General features: G+C 66.2%; 19 protein-coding genes and 1 riboswitch. Of the genes, 14 read left to right on the plus strand and 5 right to left on the minus strand.

The features are described from left to right. Positions 1-143 precede the first annotated feature (143 nt). The 3 genes from GJV37_RS16920 (at position 144) to GJV37_RS16930 (ending at position 2,834) form a co-directional block, all read left to right on the plus strand. Positions 144-389: a hypothetical protein gene (locus GJV37_RS16920; RefSeq protein WP_024765560.1), complete on the plus strand. Its 246-nt coding sequence runs from the start codon at positions 144-146 to the stop codon at positions 387-389. Positions 390-451: 62 nt separating this feature from the next. Continuing rightward, positions 452-1,129 (plus strand): class I SAM-dependent methyltransferase, encoded by a 678-nt coding sequence (locus GJV37_RS16925; RefSeq protein WP_170859116.1) that lies wholly within the window; start codon positions 452-454, stop codon positions 1,127-1,129. Between the two features lie 325 nt (positions 1,130-1,454). Further along, positions 1,455-2,834: an amino acid permease gene (locus GJV37_RS16930; protein ID WP_051445677.1), complete on the plus strand. Its 1,380-nt coding sequence runs from the start codon at positions 1,455-1,457 to the stop codon at positions 2,832-2,834. A 60-nt stretch (positions 2,835-2,894) separates the two neighbouring features. On the opposite strand, the gene GJV37_RS16935 is transcribed toward GJV37_RS16930, so the two are convergent. The 4 genes from GJV37_RS16935 to GJV37_RS16950 form a co-directional block, all read right to left on the minus strand. After that, positions 2,895-3,269: a 5-carboxymethyl-2-hydroxymuconate Delta-isomerase gene (locus GJV37_RS16935; protein WP_170859114.1), complete on the minus strand. Its 375-nt coding sequence runs from the start codon at positions 3,267-3,269 to the stop codon at positions 2,895-2,897. A 501-nt stretch (positions 3,270-3,770) separates the two neighbouring features. Then, positions 3,771-5,681 carry a M48 family metallopeptidase gene (locus GJV37_RS16940; protein WP_193452765.1) on the minus strand — a complete coding sequence of 637 codons (1,911 nt, stop codon included), beginning with the start codon at positions 5,679-5,681 and terminating at the stop codon, positions 3,771-3,773. 21 nt (positions 5,682-5,702) lie between these two features. Further along, positions 5,703-6,299 (minus strand): LemA family protein, encoded by a 597-nt coding sequence (locus GJV37_RS16945; protein WP_193452766.1) that lies wholly within the window; start codon positions 6,297-6,299, stop codon positions 5,703-5,705. A 165-nt stretch (positions 6,300-6,464) separates the two neighbouring features. Then, on the minus strand, positions 6,465-7,013 hold the full coding sequence (locus GJV37_RS16950) for a cysteine hydrolase family protein (protein WP_193452767.1): 549 nt from the start codon (positions 7,011-7,013) through the stop codon (positions 6,465-6,467). Between the two features lie 101 nt (positions 7,014-7,114). On the opposite strand from GJV37_RS16950, the gene GJV37_RS16955 reads away from it, so the two are divergent. Continuing rightward, positions 7,115-8,113, plus strand: a complete 999-nt coding sequence (locus GJV37_RS16955; protein ID WP_084359644.1) for a GlxA family transcriptional regulator — start codon at positions 7,115-7,117, stop codon at positions 8,111-8,113. Here GJV37_RS16955 and GJV37_RS16960 read toward each other — a convergent pair whose 3' ends face one another. Further along, the gene (locus GJV37_RS16960; RefSeq protein WP_084359643.1) at positions 8,114-8,482 is read right to left on the minus strand and encodes a cupin domain-containing protein; all 369 of its coding nucleotides are present in this window, start codon (positions 8,480-8,482) and stop codon (positions 8,114-8,116) included. 165 nt (positions 8,483-8,647) lie between these two features. Here GJV37_RS16960 and GJV37_RS16965 point away from each other — a divergent pair, with 165 nt between their 5' ends. The 10 genes from GJV37_RS16965 (at position 8,648) to GJV37_RS17010 (ending at position 17,823) form a co-directional block, all read left to right on the plus strand. Continuing rightward, complete coding sequence (locus tag GJV37_RS16965) at positions 8,648-9,376, plus strand: class I SAM-dependent methyltransferase (RefSeq protein WP_193452768.1); 729 nt, start codon at positions 8,648-8,650, stop codon at positions 9,374-9,376. A gap of 60 nt (positions 9,377-9,436) precedes the next feature. Beyond that, the gene (locus GJV37_RS16970; protein WP_024765359.1) at positions 9,437-9,865 is read left to right on the plus strand and encodes a VOC family protein; all 429 of its coding nucleotides are present in this window, start codon (positions 9,437-9,439) and stop codon (positions 9,863-9,865) included. A 59-nt stretch (positions 9,866-9,924) separates the two neighbouring features. Continuing rightward, positions 9,925-10,131: riboswitch (cobalamin riboswitch) on the plus strand. Between the two features lie 94 nt (positions 10,132-10,225). After that, positions 10,226-12,181, plus strand: a complete 1,956-nt coding sequence (locus tag GJV37_RS16975; RefSeq protein WP_193452769.1) for a TonB-dependent receptor plug domain-containing protein — start codon at positions 10,226-10,228, stop codon at positions 12,179-12,181. Continuing rightward, positions 12,181-12,885: a (2Fe-2S) ferredoxin domain-containing protein gene (locus GJV37_RS16980; protein ID WP_193452770.1), complete on the plus strand. Its 705-nt coding sequence runs from the start codon at positions 12,181-12,183 to the stop codon at positions 12,883-12,885. Before GJV37_RS16975 ends, GJV37_RS16980 begins: the two co-directional genes overlap by 1 nt. Positions 12,886-13,016: 131 nt before the next feature. After that, positions 13,017-13,886, plus strand: coding sequence for an ABC transporter substrate-binding protein (locus GJV37_RS16985; RefSeq protein ID WP_084359669.1), 870 nt, complete (start codon positions 13,017-13,019; stop codon positions 13,884-13,886). Positions 13,887-13,978: 92 nt separating this feature from the next. Beyond that, positions 13,979-15,073 (plus strand): D-alanine--D-alanine ligase, encoded by a 1,095-nt coding sequence (gene ddlA / locus GJV37_RS16990; RefSeq protein ID WP_084359640.1) that lies wholly within the window; start codon positions 13,979-13,981, stop codon positions 15,071-15,073. A gap of 102 nt (positions 15,074-15,175) precedes the next feature. Further along, positions 15,176-16,000, plus strand: a complete 825-nt coding sequence (locus GJV37_RS16995; RefSeq protein ID WP_024765364.1) for an aldo/keto reductase — start codon at positions 15,176-15,178, stop codon at positions 15,998-16,000. Positions 16,001-16,102: 102 nt separating this feature from the next. Further along, positions 16,103-16,474, plus strand: coding sequence for a nuclear transport factor 2 family protein (locus GJV37_RS17000; RefSeq protein ID WP_054908965.1), 372 nt, complete (start codon positions 16,103-16,105; stop codon positions 16,472-16,474). Position 16,475: 1 nt separating this feature from the next. Then, entirely contained in the window at positions 16,476-17,297 is an 822-nt protein-coding gene (locus GJV37_RS17005; protein WP_193452771.1) for a class I SAM-dependent methyltransferase, read from the plus strand. 70 nt (positions 17,298-17,367) lie between these two features. Next, positions 17,368-17,823: a DUF3237 domain-containing protein gene (locus GJV37_RS17010; protein ID WP_024765366.1), complete on the plus strand. Its 456-nt coding sequence runs from the start codon at positions 17,368-17,370 to the stop codon at positions 17,821-17,823. Positions 17,824-17,846 lie beyond the last annotated feature (23 nt).

Consider the following 17,846-nt stretch of genomic DNA (forward strand, 5'->3'; position numbering starts at 1 on the left):
CCCCTAACCTGCGGCTTTCCTAAGTTCCAGCGTAGTTGGCGGCGAAAAATCTGCGCGCCGCCAGGTGCCGTTCGTGGCTCGCCGGATTGATTTGCCGACGGCCAGCAGGTGGAATGTGATTATTTGGACAGGAATGGCCGCCGATGCGTTCGTACTTTTTGCCCCTGATCGCGCTGCTGGGCGTTTCGTTGAACCTCGCCGCCGCGCCGATGCCCTTCTATAAATGGCAGAGCAAGCTCGATGGCGCCTATACCTGCCAGCAGACATCACCGGGCAGTGGCTGGCAGAAGATCGGCGGACCGTTCAGTGATGCCGGGTGCCGCAAGGCGTTGCCGCAGACGCCGCCGCCCAAGGGGCTGGCGGTGCCCAAGTCGTTGAGGACGCCGTAGCCCGTCACCGGCACAGGAGCGGATTGATCCGCGATCGCCTCTCCCCACTCACGGATATCGCCATGACCGACCACGACGCCCGAATCCGCCAGAGCTGGCAGGCCAACGCCGATGCCTGGACCCGCGCGGTGCGCGAGCAGCGCATCGAGAGCCGACGGCTGGTCACCGACGCGGCGATCCTCGCCGCGATTGCCGAAGGTCCGGCACGCCGTGTGCTGGATATCGGTTGCGGCGAAGGCTGGTTGTGTCGTGCGCTGGCCGAGAAGGGCAGCGAGTGTGTCGGCGTGGATGCTTCCGCACCGCTCATTGAAGCCGCGCAGATGGCGGGCGGTGGGCGCTATGAAGTGATGGATTACGCGGGACTCATCGAAGCCGGAGATTCACTCGGCCAGTTCGACGCCCTGGTGTGCAATTTCGCCTTGCTCGACGAGTACCTCGCGCCATTGCTCGGCGTACTTCGCGAGCGGCTCAATCCCGGCGGGCGGCTGCTGATCCAGACCGTGCATCCGTGGGCCGCCTGCGGTGACGCGCCCTATGTGGACGGCTGGCGCCTGGAAGACTTCGCTGCCTTCGACGGTGAGTTCAGCGCACCGATGCCCTGGTTCTTCCGCACCCTGGAGTCCTGGCTGGCGCTGCTGGCCGCCAGCGGCTGGCGCCTGCGGCAACTGCGCGAGCCTCGTCATCCGGACACCGGCAAGCCCTGCTCGCTGCTGCTGGAGTTTCAGCCGCTGGGCGGCTGAACCGCTCTACACCGGCCCTGGTGGCGCGGGAAGATGTGGCGATACGCCGCTATCCCTTTGGTCACATTGCACCTTGGTGGTGCAGACGATTCCCTCCTACTTGTGTAACACTCGCCCGCGACCTCAGCCGTGGTCCTCCCGCAATGCCCACGTCCGCTTCACAAGAGCGGGCAGCCTCTTCCGGTGTGCCGTCCTGGAACTGCCAGACACTTCTCCCTCCGTGCCGCCCGGCGCGGTGGCGAAGCCTTTTCGGCGGTTCCGCATCCCGACTGCACTTAGAGTCCTCGGCTGATATTTCCCAAGAACAAAATGAGGTTGCATCACCATGTCGTCCCACGATCTCCAAAGGGATCTCAACGAGCGGCACATCCGTCTCATGGCCCTGGGCGCCTGCATCGGCGTCGGTCTGTTCCTCGGCTCCGCCAAGGCCATCCAGATGGCCGGCCCGGCCATCATGCTTTCCTACATCATTGGCGGTCTCGCCATCCTCGTGATCATGCGCGCCCTCGGCGAGATGGCCGTGCACAATCCCGTGGCCGGCTCGTTCGCCCGCTACGCCCAGGACTACCTCGGCCCGCTGGCCGGTTACCTGACCGGCTGGAACTACTGGTTCCTCTGGCTGGTGACCTGCGTCGCGGAGATCACCGCGGTGGCCATCTACATGGGCATCTGGTTCCCCGACGTGCCGCGCTGGATCTGGGCGCTGGCCGCGCTGGCGAGCATGGGCACCATCAACCTCATCGCCGTGCGCGCCTTCGGTGAGTTCGAGTTCTGGTTCGCCCTGATCAAGATCGTCACCATCGTCGCCATGATCCTGGCCGGCGCCGGCATGATCTTCTTCGGCCTGGGCAACGGCGGTATCGCCACCGGCATCTCCAACCTCTGGAGCAACGGCGGCTTCATGCCCCACGGCATCACCGGCGTGCTGATGTCGCTGCAGATGGTGATGTTCGCCTACCTGGGCGTGGAGATGATCGGCCTCACCGCCGGCGAAGCGAAGAACCCGCAGAAGACCATCCCGGGCGCGATCAACTCGGTGTTCTGGCGCATCCTGCTGTTCTACGTGGGCGCGCTGTTCGTGATCATGTCGATCTACCCGTGGAACGAGATCGGCACCCAGGGCAGCCCCTTCGTCATGACCTTCGAGCGCATGGGCATCAAGACCGCCGCCGGCATCATCAACTTCGTGGTGATCACCGCCGCGCTGTCGTCCTGCAACGGTGGCATCTTCAGCACCGGCCGCATGCTCTACAGCCTCGCCCAGCATGGCCAGGCCCCGGCTGTGTTCGCCAGGACCTCCAGCGGCGGCGTGCCGCGCAATGCGCTGCTGCTGTCGATCTTCGCGCTGCTGCTGGGCGTGCTGCTGAACTATCTGGTGCCCGAGAAGGTGTTCACCTGGGTGACCTCCATCGCCACCTTCGGTGCCATCTGGACCTGGGCGATGATCCTGCTGGCGCAGTTGAAATTCCGCCGCGGGCTGAGCGCTGCCGAAGCCGGCAAGCTGCAGTTCAGGATGTGGCTGTACCCGATCAGCTCGTACCTGGCCATGGCCTTCCTGGTGCTGGTAGTGGTGCTGATGGCGTTCTTCGAAGATACGCGCATCGCGCTGTATATCGGCCCGGCCTTCCTGGTGCTGCTGACGGTGCTGTACTTTGCGCTCAACCTTGCTCCCAAGGAGCAGGGCAGCGTCGCCAGTCGCGCCTGATGTGCGGTTGAACGATTGAAAAAAGGGCCTCTTCGGAGGCCCTTTTCTTTTGCTGGGTGATTACGCCGTGGGCAGGCTGCCGGCCATGCGCGTCAGGCTGCGATCGAGTTCGGTGATTTCCAGTTGCAGGCCGATGGGGCGTTTTTCGATGAGTTCGGCGAGGGTCTGTTCGGCGGTGGCGAACAGGGTGTCGACGATGCGCTGGCGCAACTCCTCGGGGCGGCCAGGGGCGATGCGGATCTGGATGTTGATGAAGGCTTCGTCCCGGGTGTTGGCGCCAACGTGGAACTGGTCGATGGCGCGGGCGAAGGTGCGCAGGCCGTTGCTGGGGAACACGCCCAGGCCTTTTGCGGCTTCATGGAGTTTTTCAGGCAGTTCCAGGGACAGCAGGTCGTTGGTGAGGTTGGCGGTGTAGTCGATGGCGATGTGGGGCATTGAGTTTGTCCGGAGCGCAGGTGGGGCCATCCTAGAGCGACTTGTTTGCTCGGGACATACGGGTGATTACTTAGTTGGGGTTGGGTGTTTCTGCGTCGCTTCGGTGTGTTCGGATGTATTGGGTTTCGCCCCCTCGGGCGAGTTACTTTCTCAAACGCCAGAAAGTAACCAAAGCGCTTGCCCCTCCATCCGGTTTTTCGCTTGGGGCGAAAAATTCCCTCGTTGAAGCGAAGTTTCAGGGGCACGCCACGACGGGCCATCCCTGGCCCATCGTGGCTCTCGCGACATCCATGTCGCTCAACCCCTGAAACTCCGCTTCAACGAGGCCTCCTGAAAGGGGCATTCCGGAGCGTGCGGATGTTTCTCTGGAAATCCTTTAAAGCCAGAACCAGAACCAGAGCGAGGGGCTTTTATGTAGGAGCGAGCTTGCTCGCGAACGGACTCCGTTGCGGAATCGGTTTCGCGAGCAAGCTCGTTCCTACAGATTGGATTGAGGGCGCTTCAGGTCGCCAGCAACGGCGGCATCGGGCAATCCAGGATATCCGCCACCGCGCGCATCAGCTCCGCTTCGCCAGCGGTGATGCGCCCGTCGTGCTCGATGCAGCGCGCCAGCGCCTTGAGCAGTTGCGGCTTCTGCAGCGGGCGCAGTTGTTCCAGCTGCTTCAGTGCGGTTTCCAGCTCGCGCAGGCTGGCGGCGCCCGGCAGCGGCCGGGGGGCGAAGGGCAGGCCGCTCCAGGCATCGGCGAACGCCTGCTCGGTCTGCAGGTCGCTGGTTTCGCCAACGCGGGCGAGGAAGGCCAGCAGCGTTGCGCAGGCTTCGGACAGGTCCGCCAGTGCCACGTTGCTGATCTTGCCGCTGCCCGGCCGCAGGTTGCGCTCGATGATGCGCAGCAGCGTCCATTCCAGCAGCTTGACCTTGCCGTCCAGCTTGATCAGTAGCGCCATGTTCTCGCGCAGGGCGAGGAAGGCCTTGGCGTCCAGTTGCTTGAGCGCCGGCATGGCCAGGTCGAGCAGGGGCAGGCGCTGGCCCGGATCGAGTCGAAGCAGCGACTCCTCCAGCAGGTCCAGTTGTAGCGCCAGGCTGAGGTTCAGGCGTTGCTTGATCGCTTCCAGCTGGCGCGCCCGCAGGCCGGGGTCGCTATCCAGCAGCAGGCCGTAGACCAGCGCTTCGGCGCCTTCGCTGTCATGGGCGGCGCGCTGCAGGCGCTCGTCCAGGCGTTGCAGGGTGCTGCGGGCTTCCTGCAGGTGCGCGATGGTGGGTGCGCCGACGGCGGCCACTGCCACGTCCACGGCGCTGGGCTGGTACGGCTGGCCGGTGACGGCGGAGGTCCAGGCTTGCTTGTTCATCAGCGCCACGTCCAGGCGTGGTTCGAATTTCGGGTAGTTTCCGTCCCAGCCCGGATCGACGCGGCGAATACGGTCCTTCAGCGGCGGGTGGGTGTCGAACCAGCTGCTGCCCACGCCATCGCCGAAGTACATATGGCTGAACTCTGCCGCGCGCGGGGCGCTGAGCAGGGCGCCCAGCGGGTTGCCACCGATCTTCTTGAGCGCACCGGCGATAGTCGAGGGATCACGGGTGAACTGCACGGCCGAGGCGTCGGCCAGGAACTCGCGCTGGCGGCTGACCGAGGCCTTGATCAACTGCCCGAAGAAGGTGCCGACATAGCCGAGTACGTAAAGCACCACGCCGGCGCCGATCACCAGCAGCACCACGCTGCCGCCGCCGTTCTTGTCGTTGCTGCTGCTCCGGCTGCTGATGCGCACGCCAGTGCTGGTCTCGCTCCAGCCGCGCAGCAGCATGCCGCCGATCAGGCCAAGCAGGAGCATGCCGTGGAGCAGGGCGGTCAGCCGGGTGTTGAGCAGCATGTCGCCGTGGTGGATGTGGCTGAACTCGTGGGCGATCACGCCCTGCAGTTCATTGCGGTCGAGCTGCTCGATGGCGCCGCGGGTAATGCCGATCACCGCGTCGCGGGGTGTCAGGCCGGCGGCGAAGGCGTTGATCGAGCCGTCTTCCAGCACATACACCGGCGGCACCGGCGAGCCGGAGGCCAGGGCCATTTCCTCGACCACGTTCAGCAACCGACGCTCGTCAGCATTGCTGGCGCTGAGGTTGAGCAGGCGGCCGCCGAGGCTCTCGGCCACGACCTTGCCGCCCGCACTCAACTGCACCTGCTTGTACAGCGCGCCGAGGACGACCACGCCGACGATCACGGCGGCCACCGACAGGTACAGCTCCGGATCGGGCAGGGAGGCGCGCGAGGTCAGGTGCAGAGCAGGCTCGCCGAGGTGACGCCAGAGCCAGCCCAGCGCCAGGCTGGTGATGGTCACCAGGCACACCACGGCGATAGTCAGCAGCAGGACCAGGCGCCCGGTCTGCTTGCGGGCGCGGTCCTGGTGTTCGAAGAAGTTCATCGCGCGTCCTGCGCCGAGGTTTTAGAAGGCGACTTTCGGCGCGGCCTGGATTGCCTTGCTGTCCTCGAACTCGAGCAGGCTGGCGTCCTTGCTGTGGCCGTAGGTGGCGGCCAGGACATTGGCGGGGAAGGACTGGCGGTAGGTGTTGTACTCCATCACCGAGTCGTTGTACGCCTGGCGGGCGAAGGCGACCTTGTTCTCGGTGCTCGACAGCTCCTCGCTGACCTGCTGCAGGCTCTGCGAGGCCTTGAGGTCCGGGTAGGCTTCCAGGGTCACGTTCAGGCGACCCATCGCGCCACCCAGGGCATTCTCGGCGGCGGCCAGTTGCGCCATGCGGCCGGCGTCGCCCGGTTGCTCGGACGCGGCCTTCAGGCCGGCCACGGCAGCGTTGCGCGCAGCGATCACGGCTTCGAGGGTTTCGCGCTCGTGCTTGAGGTAGGCCTTGGCGGTTTCCACCAGGTTGGGGATCAGGTCGTAGCGGCGCTTGAGTTGCACCTCGATCTGCGCGAAGGCGTTCTGGTAGCGGTTGCGCAGCGCCACCAGACGGTTGAACACACTGATCAGCAGAAAGATCACGCCAGCGATGATGGCGAGGGTAATGATCGAGGAAACGCTCATGGGATGTCCTTATCGGCAGGCGATCGAGCGTCGATAATAGCGGAAAGCCAGCTGAATGTTGGGCAACTTCTCACGTCTTGCTTCGGCAGTGCATCGGCCGTATTGCGGCGTGTTGCGAAACGAAAAAAGGGCCTCCATGGAGGCCCTTTTGCCGAGCCCTGTAAATCAGCGGTTCAGATACTCGGCGACGGACAGCACTTCGGCGTAGGCGAAGGCAAACGAGGCCATGTAGGCGGCATGGACCTGGGCGGCCGGCACCTTCACGCCGTTGAACTCCAGGTCCAGCGTGGCGCAGGCGTCGTGCAGCACGGTTACCGTGTAGCCGAAATCGGCGGCGGCACGCACCACGCCGTCCACGCACATGTGGCTCATGTGACCGACAACGACCACGGAGTCGACGCCGTGCTGGTCGAGGATGGTCTTGAGGTCGGTGTCGCGGAACGAGTTGACGAAGTGCTTCAGGACCACCGGCTCGCCGGGCAGGTTGGCGACCTTGGCGTGGATTTTCGCGCCGTCGCTGCCGGGGGCGAAGAACGGGGCGTCGGCGCTTTCGAACTCGTGGCGTACGTGCACCACCAGGTCACCGCGCTCGCGGAAGGCGGCGAGTACCTTGGCGGCCTGGTCGGCGGCCGGCTCGATGCCGACCAGCGGCCACTTGCCGGAGGGGAAGTAGTCGTTCTGGATATCCACTAGGATGAGCGCTTGCTTGGCCATTTCCGAATTCCTTTTGAGTGGTGAGGAAGTGGGACCAGTATGGTTCGCCGCTCGCCGAGCGGGGATCAGGTGGAACGACAATAATCAGGGGAAAACTGACAATGGCTGTGGAACGGAGCGTCGTCGAGATCGGGTTGCTGCTCTATCCCGGCGTGCAGACGGCGGCGCTGCACGGGTTGACCGATCTCTTCGCGGTGGCGGAGCGCATCGCCGGCGACGAGGCCGGCGCTCAGCTGCCGGCACTGCGCGTCAGCCATTGGTGCGGGGAGGCCGGCAGCGAACCGCATCGTGTCTTCGATACGCATCCCGGCGCTGACAGCCGCCTGGTCGCGGTGCTGGTGCCGCCGTCACTGTTCGGCCTGCCCGACGTCGCGCCGCTGCGCAACCTCACCGACTGGCTTGCTGCGCGCCATGGCGAGGGCGCCATCGTCGGCTCGGTTTGCATCGGCGGGCTGCTGGTAGCCGAAGCCGGGCTGCTCGACGGCCGCAGCGCCACCGCTCACTGGAGCGGTGCCGAAGCCTTTGCCAAGCGTTTCCCGCGCGTACGCCTGGAGGCGCACAAGCCCATGGTCGACGATGGTGACCTGATCACCTCCGCCGGCCTGATGGCCTGGTCGGAGCTCGGCCTGCGCATCGTCGACCGCCTGCTCGGCCCGAGCATCGCCAGCCGCACCGCACGCTTCATGGTGGTGGAGCACAGCGACAGCGCCCAGCAGTGCGGCAGCAACTTCGCGCCGCTGCTGGGGCATGGCGACGCCGCGATCCTCAAGGTCCAGCACTGGCTGCAGGGTAATGGCGCGGTGGACGTCAGCCTCGCCGCCATGGCCGCCCAGGCCGGGCTGGAGGAGCGCACCTTCCTGCGCCGCTTCCGCGCCGCCACCGGGCTCAAGCCCACCGAGTACTGCCAGCACCTGCGCGTGGGCAAGGCGCGGGAGCTGCTGGAGTTCACCAACGGCACGGTGGACCACATCGCCTATACGGTCGGCTACCTCGATCCGGGCTCGTTCCGCAGCACCTTCCGCAAGATCACCGGGATGGCGCCGAGTGATTACCGCAAGCGCTTTGGGGCAAAAGCGGCGGAAGTGCCCGTCAAGAGCTGATCAAATCCACCGATCATTCTCCGCCGTCCGCTCGCCGCCCTGATCCCCGGTATTCAGCACGCCGCGCGGTTCGATCAGCATCACCTGCACTTCCCGCTCGGCATACGGCTTGTGCTCCACGCCGCGCGGTACCACGTAAAGCTCACCGGCGCGCAGGGTCAGCGGGCCGTCGCGGAAGTCGATGCGCAGTTCGCCGTCGAGCACGATGAAGGTTTCGTCGGTGTCTGCGTGGCTGTGCCAGACGAAGTCGCCGTGCAGCTTCACCACCTTGAACTGGTAGTCGTTCATCTCGGCGATCACCCGCGGTTGCCAGGTTTCGCTGATGCGGCCGAGCTTTTCCTGCAGGTTGATCGGTTGGCGTTGGGTCACGGTGGTTCCTCCCTTGGTTCGATCCCTTGAAGCTACGGCCAGCCAAGACGCGGGTCTTGCAGGAAATTGCGCTTCGATCGCCCCTGCATTGACCTCATCGGGTTGCCGGCCCCGTCCCTGGCGCAGACAATCGATCCTTGGTCCGTCAGAAAGGAGTGCCGATCCATGGCGCAGAACATCTACGACAATCCCGAATTCTTCGCGGGCTACGCCCAGCTGCCACGTTCGCAGCACGGCCTGGACGGCGCGCCGGAGTGGGCCTCGCTGCGCTCGCTGTTGCCGCCGCTGGAAGGCTTGGACGTGGTCGACCTCGGTTGCGGTTATGGCTGGTTCAGCCGTTACGCCGCGGAGCAGGGCGCGCGCACGGTGAGCGGGCTGGACGTGTCGCAGAAAATGCTCGACCACGCACGGGCGAACACCGAGGCCGCGCAGGTGAGCTACTTCCATGCCGACCTCGACCAACTCGAACTGCCCACCGCGGCCTTCGACCTCGCCTACAGCTCGCTGACCCTGCATTACCTCGCAGACCTGCCGCATTTCTTCCGCAACGTACACGATGCGCTGCGCCCCGGCGGCAGCCTGGTGTTCTCCATCGAACACCCGATCTACATGGCCTCGCTCAAGCCGGGCTGGGTCGTCGATGGCGATGGCCGCCGCTGCTGGCCGGTGGATCACTACCAGGACGAAGGCGAGCGCCGCACCGACTGGCTCGCCAAGGGAGTGATCAAGCAGCACCGCACCCTGGGCAGCATCCTGAATGCGGTCATCGGCGCGGGGCTGACGTTGCGCCGCGTCGAGGACTGGGGCCCGAGCGCCGGGCAGGTGCAGGCCAATCCGGCACTGGCCGAAGAACGCGAGCGGCCGATGTTGCTGCTGGTCGCCGCGCAGCGCTGAAGAGCGAAAAACGGGCGACTATGCTCAGAGCATTGCGCCCGTCCTGCCCCGGAGATCGCCATGTCCCAGCCCGCCTCCGTCGTCCGCCCCAGCGTCATTCCCTGCCTGCGCTACCGCGATGCCCCCCAGGCCATCGACTGGCTGTGCGCCACCTTCGGCTTCCAGCGGCAACTGGTCGTTGCCGATGACCACGGCGGAATCGCCCACGCGCAGCTGGCACTGGCCGACGGCAGCGGCCTGGTGATGCTCGGCTCGTTGCACGACAACGAGTACGGCCGCCTGATGCGCCAGCCCGACGAGATCGGCGGCTGTACCCAGAGCATCTACGTGGTGGTGAAGGACGCCGAAGCGCTGTACCGCGCAGCGGTGGATGGCGGCGCGCAGATCGTCATCGACATCAAGGACGAAGACTACGGCGGCCAGGGCTTCACCTGCCGTGATCCGGAAGGGCATATCTGGAGCTTCGGCACCTACGATCCCTGGCACTGACTTCGCCCTGCAACATCCTGCGCAAGCCCCGAGCTTGACGCTTTCCCATCGCAAGTGTTGATATGCGCCCCGTTTCAGGTGCCCCCCGCCGCCGTGCGTGGGGTGAAACGGGAAGCCGGTGCGTCGCCTTCGTGCGATCAGTCCGGCGCTGCCCCCGCAACGGTAAGCGAGCGGAGCATCCACTAAGCCACTGTGCGCAAGCATGGGAAGGCGGATGCCCCAGGACCCTCGCAAGCCCGGAGACCGGCCTGGAACCTGTTTGGCAAACCCGCGGTGGGCGGGCGTGAGCCGGTTCCCGGGGCGCGCTCGTTCCGGGTGTCGCTGCGCCGCCTGCGAAATCCCGATTTCGAGGCGATCACCTTGCATTCTCCTGCTTCCATCTCCCGGCGCGCCCTGCGCTGGACTCCCGTTCTCTCCCTCTGCGCCCTGAGTTCGCAGCTTGTGGCAGCGCCCCTCGACCTGGCCGATGAAATCGTCAGTGCGCCTTCCGTGGAGTCCACCACGGTGGCCGACATGGCGCGCTACGGCAGCAAGCTGGAGGTCATCGACCGCGAGCAGATCGAGCGCGCCGGCCCCAGCGCCGACATCACCCGCGTGCTGCAGATGTACGTGCCCGGCCTGTTCGTCGCACCGAAGAACGGCCCGTTCGACTACGGCACCTACTCGCTGCTGGGCGGGCGCAACGACGACACGCTGATCCTGCTGGACGGCGTGCGCCTGAACAATCGCCTCTACGGCGGCATCTACATCGATACCCTGCCGACCACTGCGGTGGAGCGCATCGAGGTGCTCAAGGGCGGCCAGGGCCTGCTGTTCGGCACCCAGGCGGTGTCCGGGGTGATCAATATCGTCACCCGCAGCGCGCGTTCGCGCGAGGCGTCCGGCGAGGTCAACCTGGGCCTGGATACGTTCAAGGGCCGCAGCGGCGATGCCCGCGCGGAGAAAGTCGTGCAGAACGGCCTGGGCGACCTCGGCCTGATGGCCTACGTCAGCCACAACCGCTCCGACGGCTACCAGCCGTACCGCGACCGCGACATGACCGACACCGTCAGCGACAAGCGCCGCTCCTACGACGTCAACGTGTTCGGCGCCAAGGCCATCCAGGCCATCGGCGATGCCTCGCGGCTGGAGCTGTTCTACCAGTACGCCGACGCCGAGCTGGACTTCGCCCGACCGACATCGAACCATCACACCAGCAACAACCGCGTGCAACAGATCGCCACGGCGACCTTCCAGCAGAGCGTCAACGACGACTTCAGCTGGTTCGCCAAGACCCACATCAACGACTGGGATACCCGCTACGACCGCGTCTACAACCTGCAGGGCGGCGGCACCCAGGTGCTCAATCACAATGACTACTGGGGCTTTACCGACTGGGGGGCGCAGCTCGAAGGCAAGGCCAGGTTCGGTGGCGGTCACGAGCTGGTCTTCGGGAGCGACAACCAGTGGTACAAGGGCCAGGACGATGTGCTGATCATCGACAACGACAAGGCCGAGTCCCATGCGCTGTACGCCCAGCTGCGCCCGCGCATCGACGCGCTGCCCGACTGGCACCCGAGCCTGGGCGTGCGCCGCGAGGAAATCTCCGGCGGCGAAGGCGCCACGGTGTGGATGCTGACCTCGCTCTATGACCTAACCCAGCAACTCAAGCTGCGCGGCCAGTTCGGCACGGCCTTCAAGTTGCCCACCGCCGAGCAACTGTTCGTCAATGAGCCGGGCGACGAAGTCGGCAACCGTGACCTCAAGCCCGAGCGCAGTCGCAACGCCGAACTGGGCCTGGATTACACCGGCGAGCTGTTCGACCAGCCGTGGAGCGGCAGCGTCACCCTGTTCCGCCGCGAGATCACCGACCTGATCACCCTCGCGGGCGATCAGTGGGTGAACGGCAACGGCGAGATCGAAGTGCGCGGCGTGGAAGCCAACGGCCAGTGGCAGTTCGGCCGCCATTGGCAGCTCTCCGCCGACGCCACGCGCAACCTGGTGGACAGCCGCAAGGGCGTGACGGTGAACAACATCCCGCACTTCTTCGCCCGCGTGCGTGCCGGCTATGACGACAACCTCTGGGGCGCTGGCCTCGCCACACGCTACGTGGGCTCCATCGTCAGCGCCCAGGACGACGACTACGGCCACTACACCGTGTTCGACGGCGATGCCTATCGCTACCTCGACGCGGCCCGCGGGCATCGTCTGAGCCTGCTGCTGGAGAACCTGCTGGACCGCGACTACGCCACCGGCCGCACCAGCAACGGCATCCGCCAGGTGGACAACCTCGGCCGGCCGCGCACCGCCGAGCTGCGCTACACCTTCAGCTTCTGATGAGGGCCATCCTGCTGGTCGGCCCGCTGGCCGGCGCCCAGGGCGAGCGCCTGCACCGCGAGGTGTCGGCGCGTCTGGCGGGTGTCGAGAGCATCGACACCAGCGAGGGCTTCGACCTGCTCTGGGCCCGAGTGCGCGCGCAGCTTGCCGATGCCGCGTCGTTGTTGCTGGTCGACCTGGAGCCCGCCACCGACGGCGCCTACCTCGACTGGCTGCGCGCCGAACTGGCGGTACTGGCGGATGAGTTTTCGCAGGCGCCGGTGCCGAGCATCACGGCATCGGCGCTGGGCCGGCATGGGCTCGACGTCGGTGCGGTGCTGGCGGCGATCGACGATCCGGCGCAGCAGCTGGAATGCCGGGGTGTCGGTGCGGTGCCGTCGCAGCCCGACTGGTCCGCGCCGCCGCCGCATCGTCATCACCTGTTCCTCTGCGTGGGGCCGCGCTGCGTGCGCCGGGGCGCGTTGCCGTTGTGGAAGACCCTGCGTCGCGAACTGATTCGCCACGACCTCTACGAGAACGCCAAGGGCGCCTTGCTGACCCGCACCGGTTGCCAGTTCCCCTGCAATCGCGGGCCGGTGCTGACGGTCTACCCCGAGCGCGTCTGGTACGGCTTGCGCAGTGATGAGCAGGTTTGTCGGGTGGTGACCGAGCACCTGCGCGATGGCGTGCCGGTGGCGGATTTGCGCGTGGATGACGAAGCATGAGGCCGGCATGGCTCTTTGTGGGGGCGAGCTTGCTCGCGAAGCGCTTGATGCCATCGGTGCCCGGTTTGGTTCGCGAGCAAGCTCGCTCCTACACATTGGCATTGGCGCTCGGGGTGGCGTTGCTGCAGGGCATGGCGACGGCCACTGCCCAGGACTACCGCAACTGCGCGCAGGACTGGCACATCGATCACCCTCCGCAACGCATCCTCGCCCTCAACCAGCACGCTGCCGACCTGCTGCTGGCGCTGGGCGCCGGGTCGCGATTGATCGGCGTGGCCTACATCGATGACGACCTCAACCTGAGTGGCGGCCGCTATCGCGGCGTGCCGCTGCTGGCGCGCCAGTACCCGGCGGCGGAAGCGGTCTACGCGCTGAAGCCGGACCTGGTGGTGGCCGGCTTCGCCTCGGCCTTCCGGTTGGGCAACCTGTCCCGCGCAGAACTGGCCGGCCAGGGTGTCGGGAGCTACCTGTTGGATGCTGGGTGCGGGGTGTGGACGGATGATCTGTTCGTCGGTGTCGAGACGGACCTGACGACCTTGGGCGAAATTCTTGGCGAGCAGGAGCGGGCGCAGGAACTGATTCGCCAGCAACGCGCCGAGCTGGCCGAAGCCCGCCGCCTCTTTGCCCACCACAAGCCGCTGGACGTCTTCTATCTCGACAGCGCCAGCAACGGACTGGAGAGCCAGGGCCGGCGCGGAGTCATTACACAGCTGCTGCATGCCGCCGGTGCGCACAACCTGTTCGAGGATGTCGACCTGGGCAGCTTCACCGCCAACACCGAACAACTGCTGGCACGCGATCCGGATGTGATCCTGATGGCCGATGCGCTGTGGTCCACGGCCGAGCAGAAAAAGAAAACGCTGCGTGCCGACCCGGTGCTGTCGCGACTGCGCGCCGTGCGCGAAGGGCGCTTCGTGGCCTTGCCGTTCACTCATCTGTTCCCTGGCGTGCACAGCGGCCAGGCGGCTCGCGAACTGGCGCAGGCGCTGCGCCGGTTTTGAACGCAAGCGTCCTGTCTGTTCGCCGCTCACTGTTCCTACCCAAGCGCGGGAGCCCGTGTTAGAAAGCGCCCATCGATCCTTGGGAGGTTGTCATGGGCAAGTTGCGCGTTGGAGTGATTTTCGGTGGGCGTTCGGCGGAGCACGAGGTGTCGCTGCAATCGGCGAAGAACATCGTCGACGCGCTGGACCGCGAGCGCTTCGAACCGGTGCTGATCGGTATCGACAAGGAAGGCCGCTGGCACCTCAACGATGCCTCCGACTACCTGCTCAACCAGGAAAACCCGGCCCTCATTGCGCTGAACCGTTCCAATCGCGAGCTGGCCGTGGTGCCGGGCAAGGCCGAGCGGCAACTGGTGGAAACCGGCAGCCGCCAACTGCTCGATCACGTCGACGTGATCTTCCCCATCGTTCACGGCACCCAGGGCGAGGACGGCTGCCTGCAGGGCCTGCTGCGCATGGCCGATATTCCCTTCGTCGGCTCCGACGTGCTGGGCTCGGCCATCTGCATGGACAAGGACGTGAGCAAGCGCCTGCTGCGCGACGCCGGCATCGCCATCACGCCGTTCCTCACGCTGACCCGCGCAAATGCCGCCCGCACGCCATTTGCCGAGGCGCAGCGCAAGCTCGGCCTGCCGCTGTTCATCAAGCCGGCGAACATGGGCTCGTCGGTGGGCGTCAGCAAGGTCGAGGACGAGGCCGCGTACGACGAAGCCGTGCGCCTGGCGCTGGCCTTCGATGACAAGGTGCTGGTCGAGGCCGCCGTCAAGGGCCGCGAGATCGAGTGCGCGGTGCTGGGCAACGATCAGCCGATCGCCAGCGGCTGCGGCGAGATCGTCGTCGGCAGCGGCTTCTACTCCTACGACAGCAAGTACATCGACGAGGATGCGGCCAAGGTCGTGGTGCCGGCGGATATTCCGGCCGAGGCCGGCGAGCGTATCCGCCAGCTCGCGGTAGACGCCTTTATCGCCCTGGAATGCTCCGGGCTGGCACGGGTCGACGTGTTCCTCACCGACAGTGGCGAGGTGCTGGTCAACGAGCTCAACTCGCTGCCCGGTTTCACCCGCATCAGCATGTATCCCAAGCTCTGGCAGGCCGCCGGGATGACCTACAGCGAGCTGGTCAGCCGCCTGATCGACCTGGCCATCGAGCGCCACGCCGCCCGGCGCAACCTGCAGACCAATCGCTGATCCACGCCCCGCCAGCTGCTTCTGCGCTACCCTGAGTGCCCGTCGCCCGGTTTCGGGCGGCCGGCCCCGTGTCCCGTAACGAACAGTCAGAAGGAGCACGAGATGAACACTGTGGTATTCGCCGACGGCACCGCCGTACCCGCCATCGGCCAGGGTACCTGGCGCATGGGCGAGGACAGCTTCCAGCGCAAGCGCGAGGTCGCCGCCCTGCGCGAAGGTATCGAGCGGGGCCTGACCCTGATCGACACCGCCGAGATGTACGCCGAGGGCGGTTCGGAGGAGGTGGTTGGCGAGGCTATTGCCGGGCTGCGCGAGCAGGTCTTCCTGGTCAGCAAGGTCTACCCGCACAACGCCAGCCGGCGTGGCATCCCCGAGGCCTGCGAACGCAGCCTGCGGCGCCTGGGTACCGATTGCCTGGACCTCTACCTGTTGCACTGGCGCGGCCAGTACCCGCTGGATGAAACCGTGGATGCCTTCGAGCGGTTGCGCGAGGCGGGCAAGATCAAGCGCTGGGGCGTCTCCAATTTCGACCTCGACGATATGCAGGAGCTGAACGAACCGGCCTGCGCCACCAACCAGGTGCAGTTCAGCCTGGAGGAGCGCGGTATCGAGTGGGACCTGCTGCCCTGGTGCCAGGAAGAACGCATGCCGCTGATGGCTTACTGCCCGGTTGGCCAGGGCGGTCGCCTGCTGCGCGATCGGGTACTGGCGGATATCGCCGGCCGCCACGACGCCACCCCGGCCCGCGTCGCCCTGGCCTGGCTGATCCAGCAGCCGGGAGTGATCGCCATTCCCAAGGCGGTCGAGCCGCTGCACGTGCGCGACAATGCCGCCGCGCTGCAATTGCGGCTGACGCCCGAAGACCTCGACGCCCTCGACGCCGCCTTCCCGCCGCCGAACCGCAAGCAGCACCTCGCGGTGGTCTGACTCCGCACCACGCACCGGCCCCGATCGTCGCCCCCCAGGGCGCGGCCGGGGCAGGGTGCTAGCCTTCCTCCATGGCCAAGATGGCCTGGGAGGGCAACAGCGATGAGCAACTACACGGCGGACGGCGCCGCCATCAATCGGGTACTGACCGATTACGTCGAGGGCATGACTTTCGGTGACGAGGCCCGGCTGCGCCAGGCCTTCCATCCTTCCTGCAAGATCATCGGCAACTACCACGGCGCGCTGGAGTGGGCCTCGCTGGACGAGTTCATCGGCGCCATCAAGGCCGAATCGCCACCTTCGGAAGGTGCGCCGCCGGCGTGGGAGCTGAAGTCCCTGGACATCACCGGTGATAGCGCAGTGGCCAAGGTCACCGACGAGTTCATGGGCATGCACTTCACCGACTACCTGTCGCTGCTGCAGGTCGGTAACGGCTGGCAGATCGTCAACAAGCTCTACTACCTACACGAGTGACGTGGAACGCATCGGCCTGCGCGGTACGCCGGAAACTTTGCTGATCACCCTCTACGCCAAGGCGAAGGAGAGCGAGCTGCCCGACAGCCTGCTGCGCGACCACCTCTCGCGCCGCGCCGTGGAGCAGATCGACTATGACTTCGCCCGCCTGCGCATCGGCCGCGCCGAGCAGGTGGGGATTGCCCTGCGGGTCAAGCTGTTCGACGACTGGGTACGCGACTTCCTGGCGCGGCATCCGGCCTGCGTGGTGCTGCAGCTGGGGTGCGGGCTGGACAGTCGGATCTTCCGCATCGACCCGTCGTCCACCGTGCAATGGTTCGAGGTGGACTTCCCTGAAGTGATCGCGCTGCGCGAGCGCCTGTACCCCGCGCGGGAGAACTGTCACCTGCTGGCCAGCGCGCTGACCACACCGGACTGGTGGCGCGTGATTCCGACAGGGCGGCCGGTGCTGATGCTTTCCGAAGGCGCGCTGCCCTACGTGGAGGCGGACAAGGTTCCCTGGCTGCTGCGCGCCCTGGTGGCGCACTTCCATCAGGGCGAACTGGTACTCGATGGCTACAGCCGCCTGGGCATTCGCCTGCTGCAGTGGAACCCGATGATCCGCCGTACCGGCGCCGTGCTGCACTGGGGGATCGACGAGCCCCGGGAGCTGGAGCAGCAGGTCCCGGCCCTGCAGTTCGTCGATGCCATCGCCGCCTACGACCGCGAGCAGATCGCCCGGCTGTCCCTGGCGATGCGCCTGCTCTACCAGATCACCCTGGCCATTCCGGCGATGCGCCGCATGGGCCGGCTGCTGCGCTATCGCTTCGCCACGCCGTCCTAGGCGGATGGCCGCGCGGGCTTGCGGCTGCTTTACTGATGCGTCTACGACGACCTTGCGCAGGAGCGCTGCGATGAAGCTCGAGCCGTTGATGGAGATGAACGTGAAGGCCAGCGTGCCGCTGGAAATCGGCCGCGTGCCCCAGGGCCAGCGGCTGATCTCGGCGGCCGGCGGCGGCACTTTCAAGGGCCAGCGCCTGAGCGGCGAAGTGCTGCCCGGTGGCGGCGACTGGATCCTGGTGGATGGCGACGGCGGCTGGCACCTGGAAGTGCGCCTGGTGCTGCGCACCGACGACGGCGCGCGTATCCTGATGCAGCACAACGGACTGCTGGTGGCCAACCCGAAGATCATCCACGCAGTCTCGCGGGGCGACAGTACCGAGTTCGGCGACACCTATTTCATGATCCAGCCGCGTTTCGAGGTCGGCGACGACCGCTACCGCTGGCTCAACCACCAGTTGGCGGTGGGTGAGGGCCGGCTGGGGCCGGGCTGGGTCGAATACCGTTTGTACTCCCTCGCCAATGGATGAGCGATGAAGAGCAGGACTTGTCA

The sequence above is a fragment of the Pseudomonas nitroreducens genome (assembly GCF_010994165.1).
GTDB lineage: Bacteria > Pseudomonadota > Gammaproteobacteria > Pseudomonadales > Pseudomonadaceae > Pseudomonas > Pseudomonas nitroreducens.

What these genes read in the sequence shown, in the direction of transcription:
- GJV37_RS16920 (WP_024765560.1), top strand. Translation starts at nt 144, where the DNA reads ATGCGTTCGTACTTTTTGCCCCTGATCGCGCTGCTGGGCGTTTCGTTG.
- GJV37_RS16925 (WP_170859116.1), top strand. Translation starts at nt 452, where the DNA reads ATGACCGACCACGACGCCCGAATCCGCCAGAGCTGGCAGGCCAACGCC.
- GJV37_RS16930 (WP_051445677.1), top strand. Translation starts at nt 1,455, where the DNA reads ATGTCGTCCCACGATCTCCAAAGGGATCTCAACGAGCGGCACATCCGT.
- GJV37_RS16935 (WP_170859114.1), bottom strand. Translation starts at nt 3,269, where the DNA reads ATGCCCCACATCGCCATCGACTACACCGCCAACCTCACCAACGACCTG.
- GJV37_RS16940 (WP_193452765.1), bottom strand. Translation starts at nt 5,681, where the DNA reads ATGAACTTCTTCGAACACCAGGACCGCGCCCGCAAGCAGACCGGGCGC.
- GJV37_RS16945 (WP_193452766.1), bottom strand. Translation starts at nt 6,299, where the DNA reads ATGAGCGTTTCCTCGATCATTACCCTCGCCATCATCGCTGGCGTGATC.
- GJV37_RS16950 (WP_193452767.1), bottom strand. Translation starts at nt 7,013, where the DNA reads ATGGCCAAGCAAGCGCTCATCCTAGTGGATATCCAGAACGACTACTTC.
- GJV37_RS16955 (WP_084359644.1), top strand. Translation starts at nt 7,115, where the DNA reads ATGGCTGTGGAACGGAGCGTCGTCGAGATCGGGTTGCTGCTCTATCCC.
- GJV37_RS16965 (WP_193452768.1), top strand. Translation starts at nt 8,648, where the DNA reads ATGGCGCAGAACATCTACGACAATCCCGAATTCTTCGCGGGCTACGCC.
- GJV37_RS16970 (WP_024765359.1), top strand. Translation starts at nt 9,437, where the DNA reads ATGTCCCAGCCCGCCTCCGTCGTCCGCCCCAGCGTCATTCCCTGCCTG.
- GJV37_RS16980 (WP_193452770.1), top strand. Translation starts at nt 12,181, where the DNA reads ATGAGGGCCATCCTGCTGGTCGGCCCGCTGGCCGGCGCCCAGGGCGAG.
- GJV37_RS16985 (WP_084359669.1), top strand. Translation starts at nt 13,017, where the DNA reads ATGGCGACGGCCACTGCCCAGGACTACCGCAACTGCGCGCAGGACTGG.
- ddlA (WP_084359640.1), top strand. Translation starts at nt 13,979, where the DNA reads ATGGGCAAGTTGCGCGTTGGAGTGATTTTCGGTGGGCGTTCGGCGGAG.
- GJV37_RS16995 (WP_024765364.1), top strand. Translation starts at nt 15,176, where the DNA reads ATGAACACTGTGGTATTCGCCGACGGCACCGCCGTACCCGCCATCGGC.
- GJV37_RS17000 (WP_054908965.1), top strand. Translation starts at nt 16,103, where the DNA reads ATGAGCAACTACACGGCGGACGGCGCCGCCATCAATCGGGTACTGACC.
- GJV37_RS17010 (WP_024765366.1), top strand. Translation starts at nt 17,368, where the DNA reads ATGAAGCTCGAGCCGTTGATGGAGATGAACGTGAAGGCCAGCGTGCCG.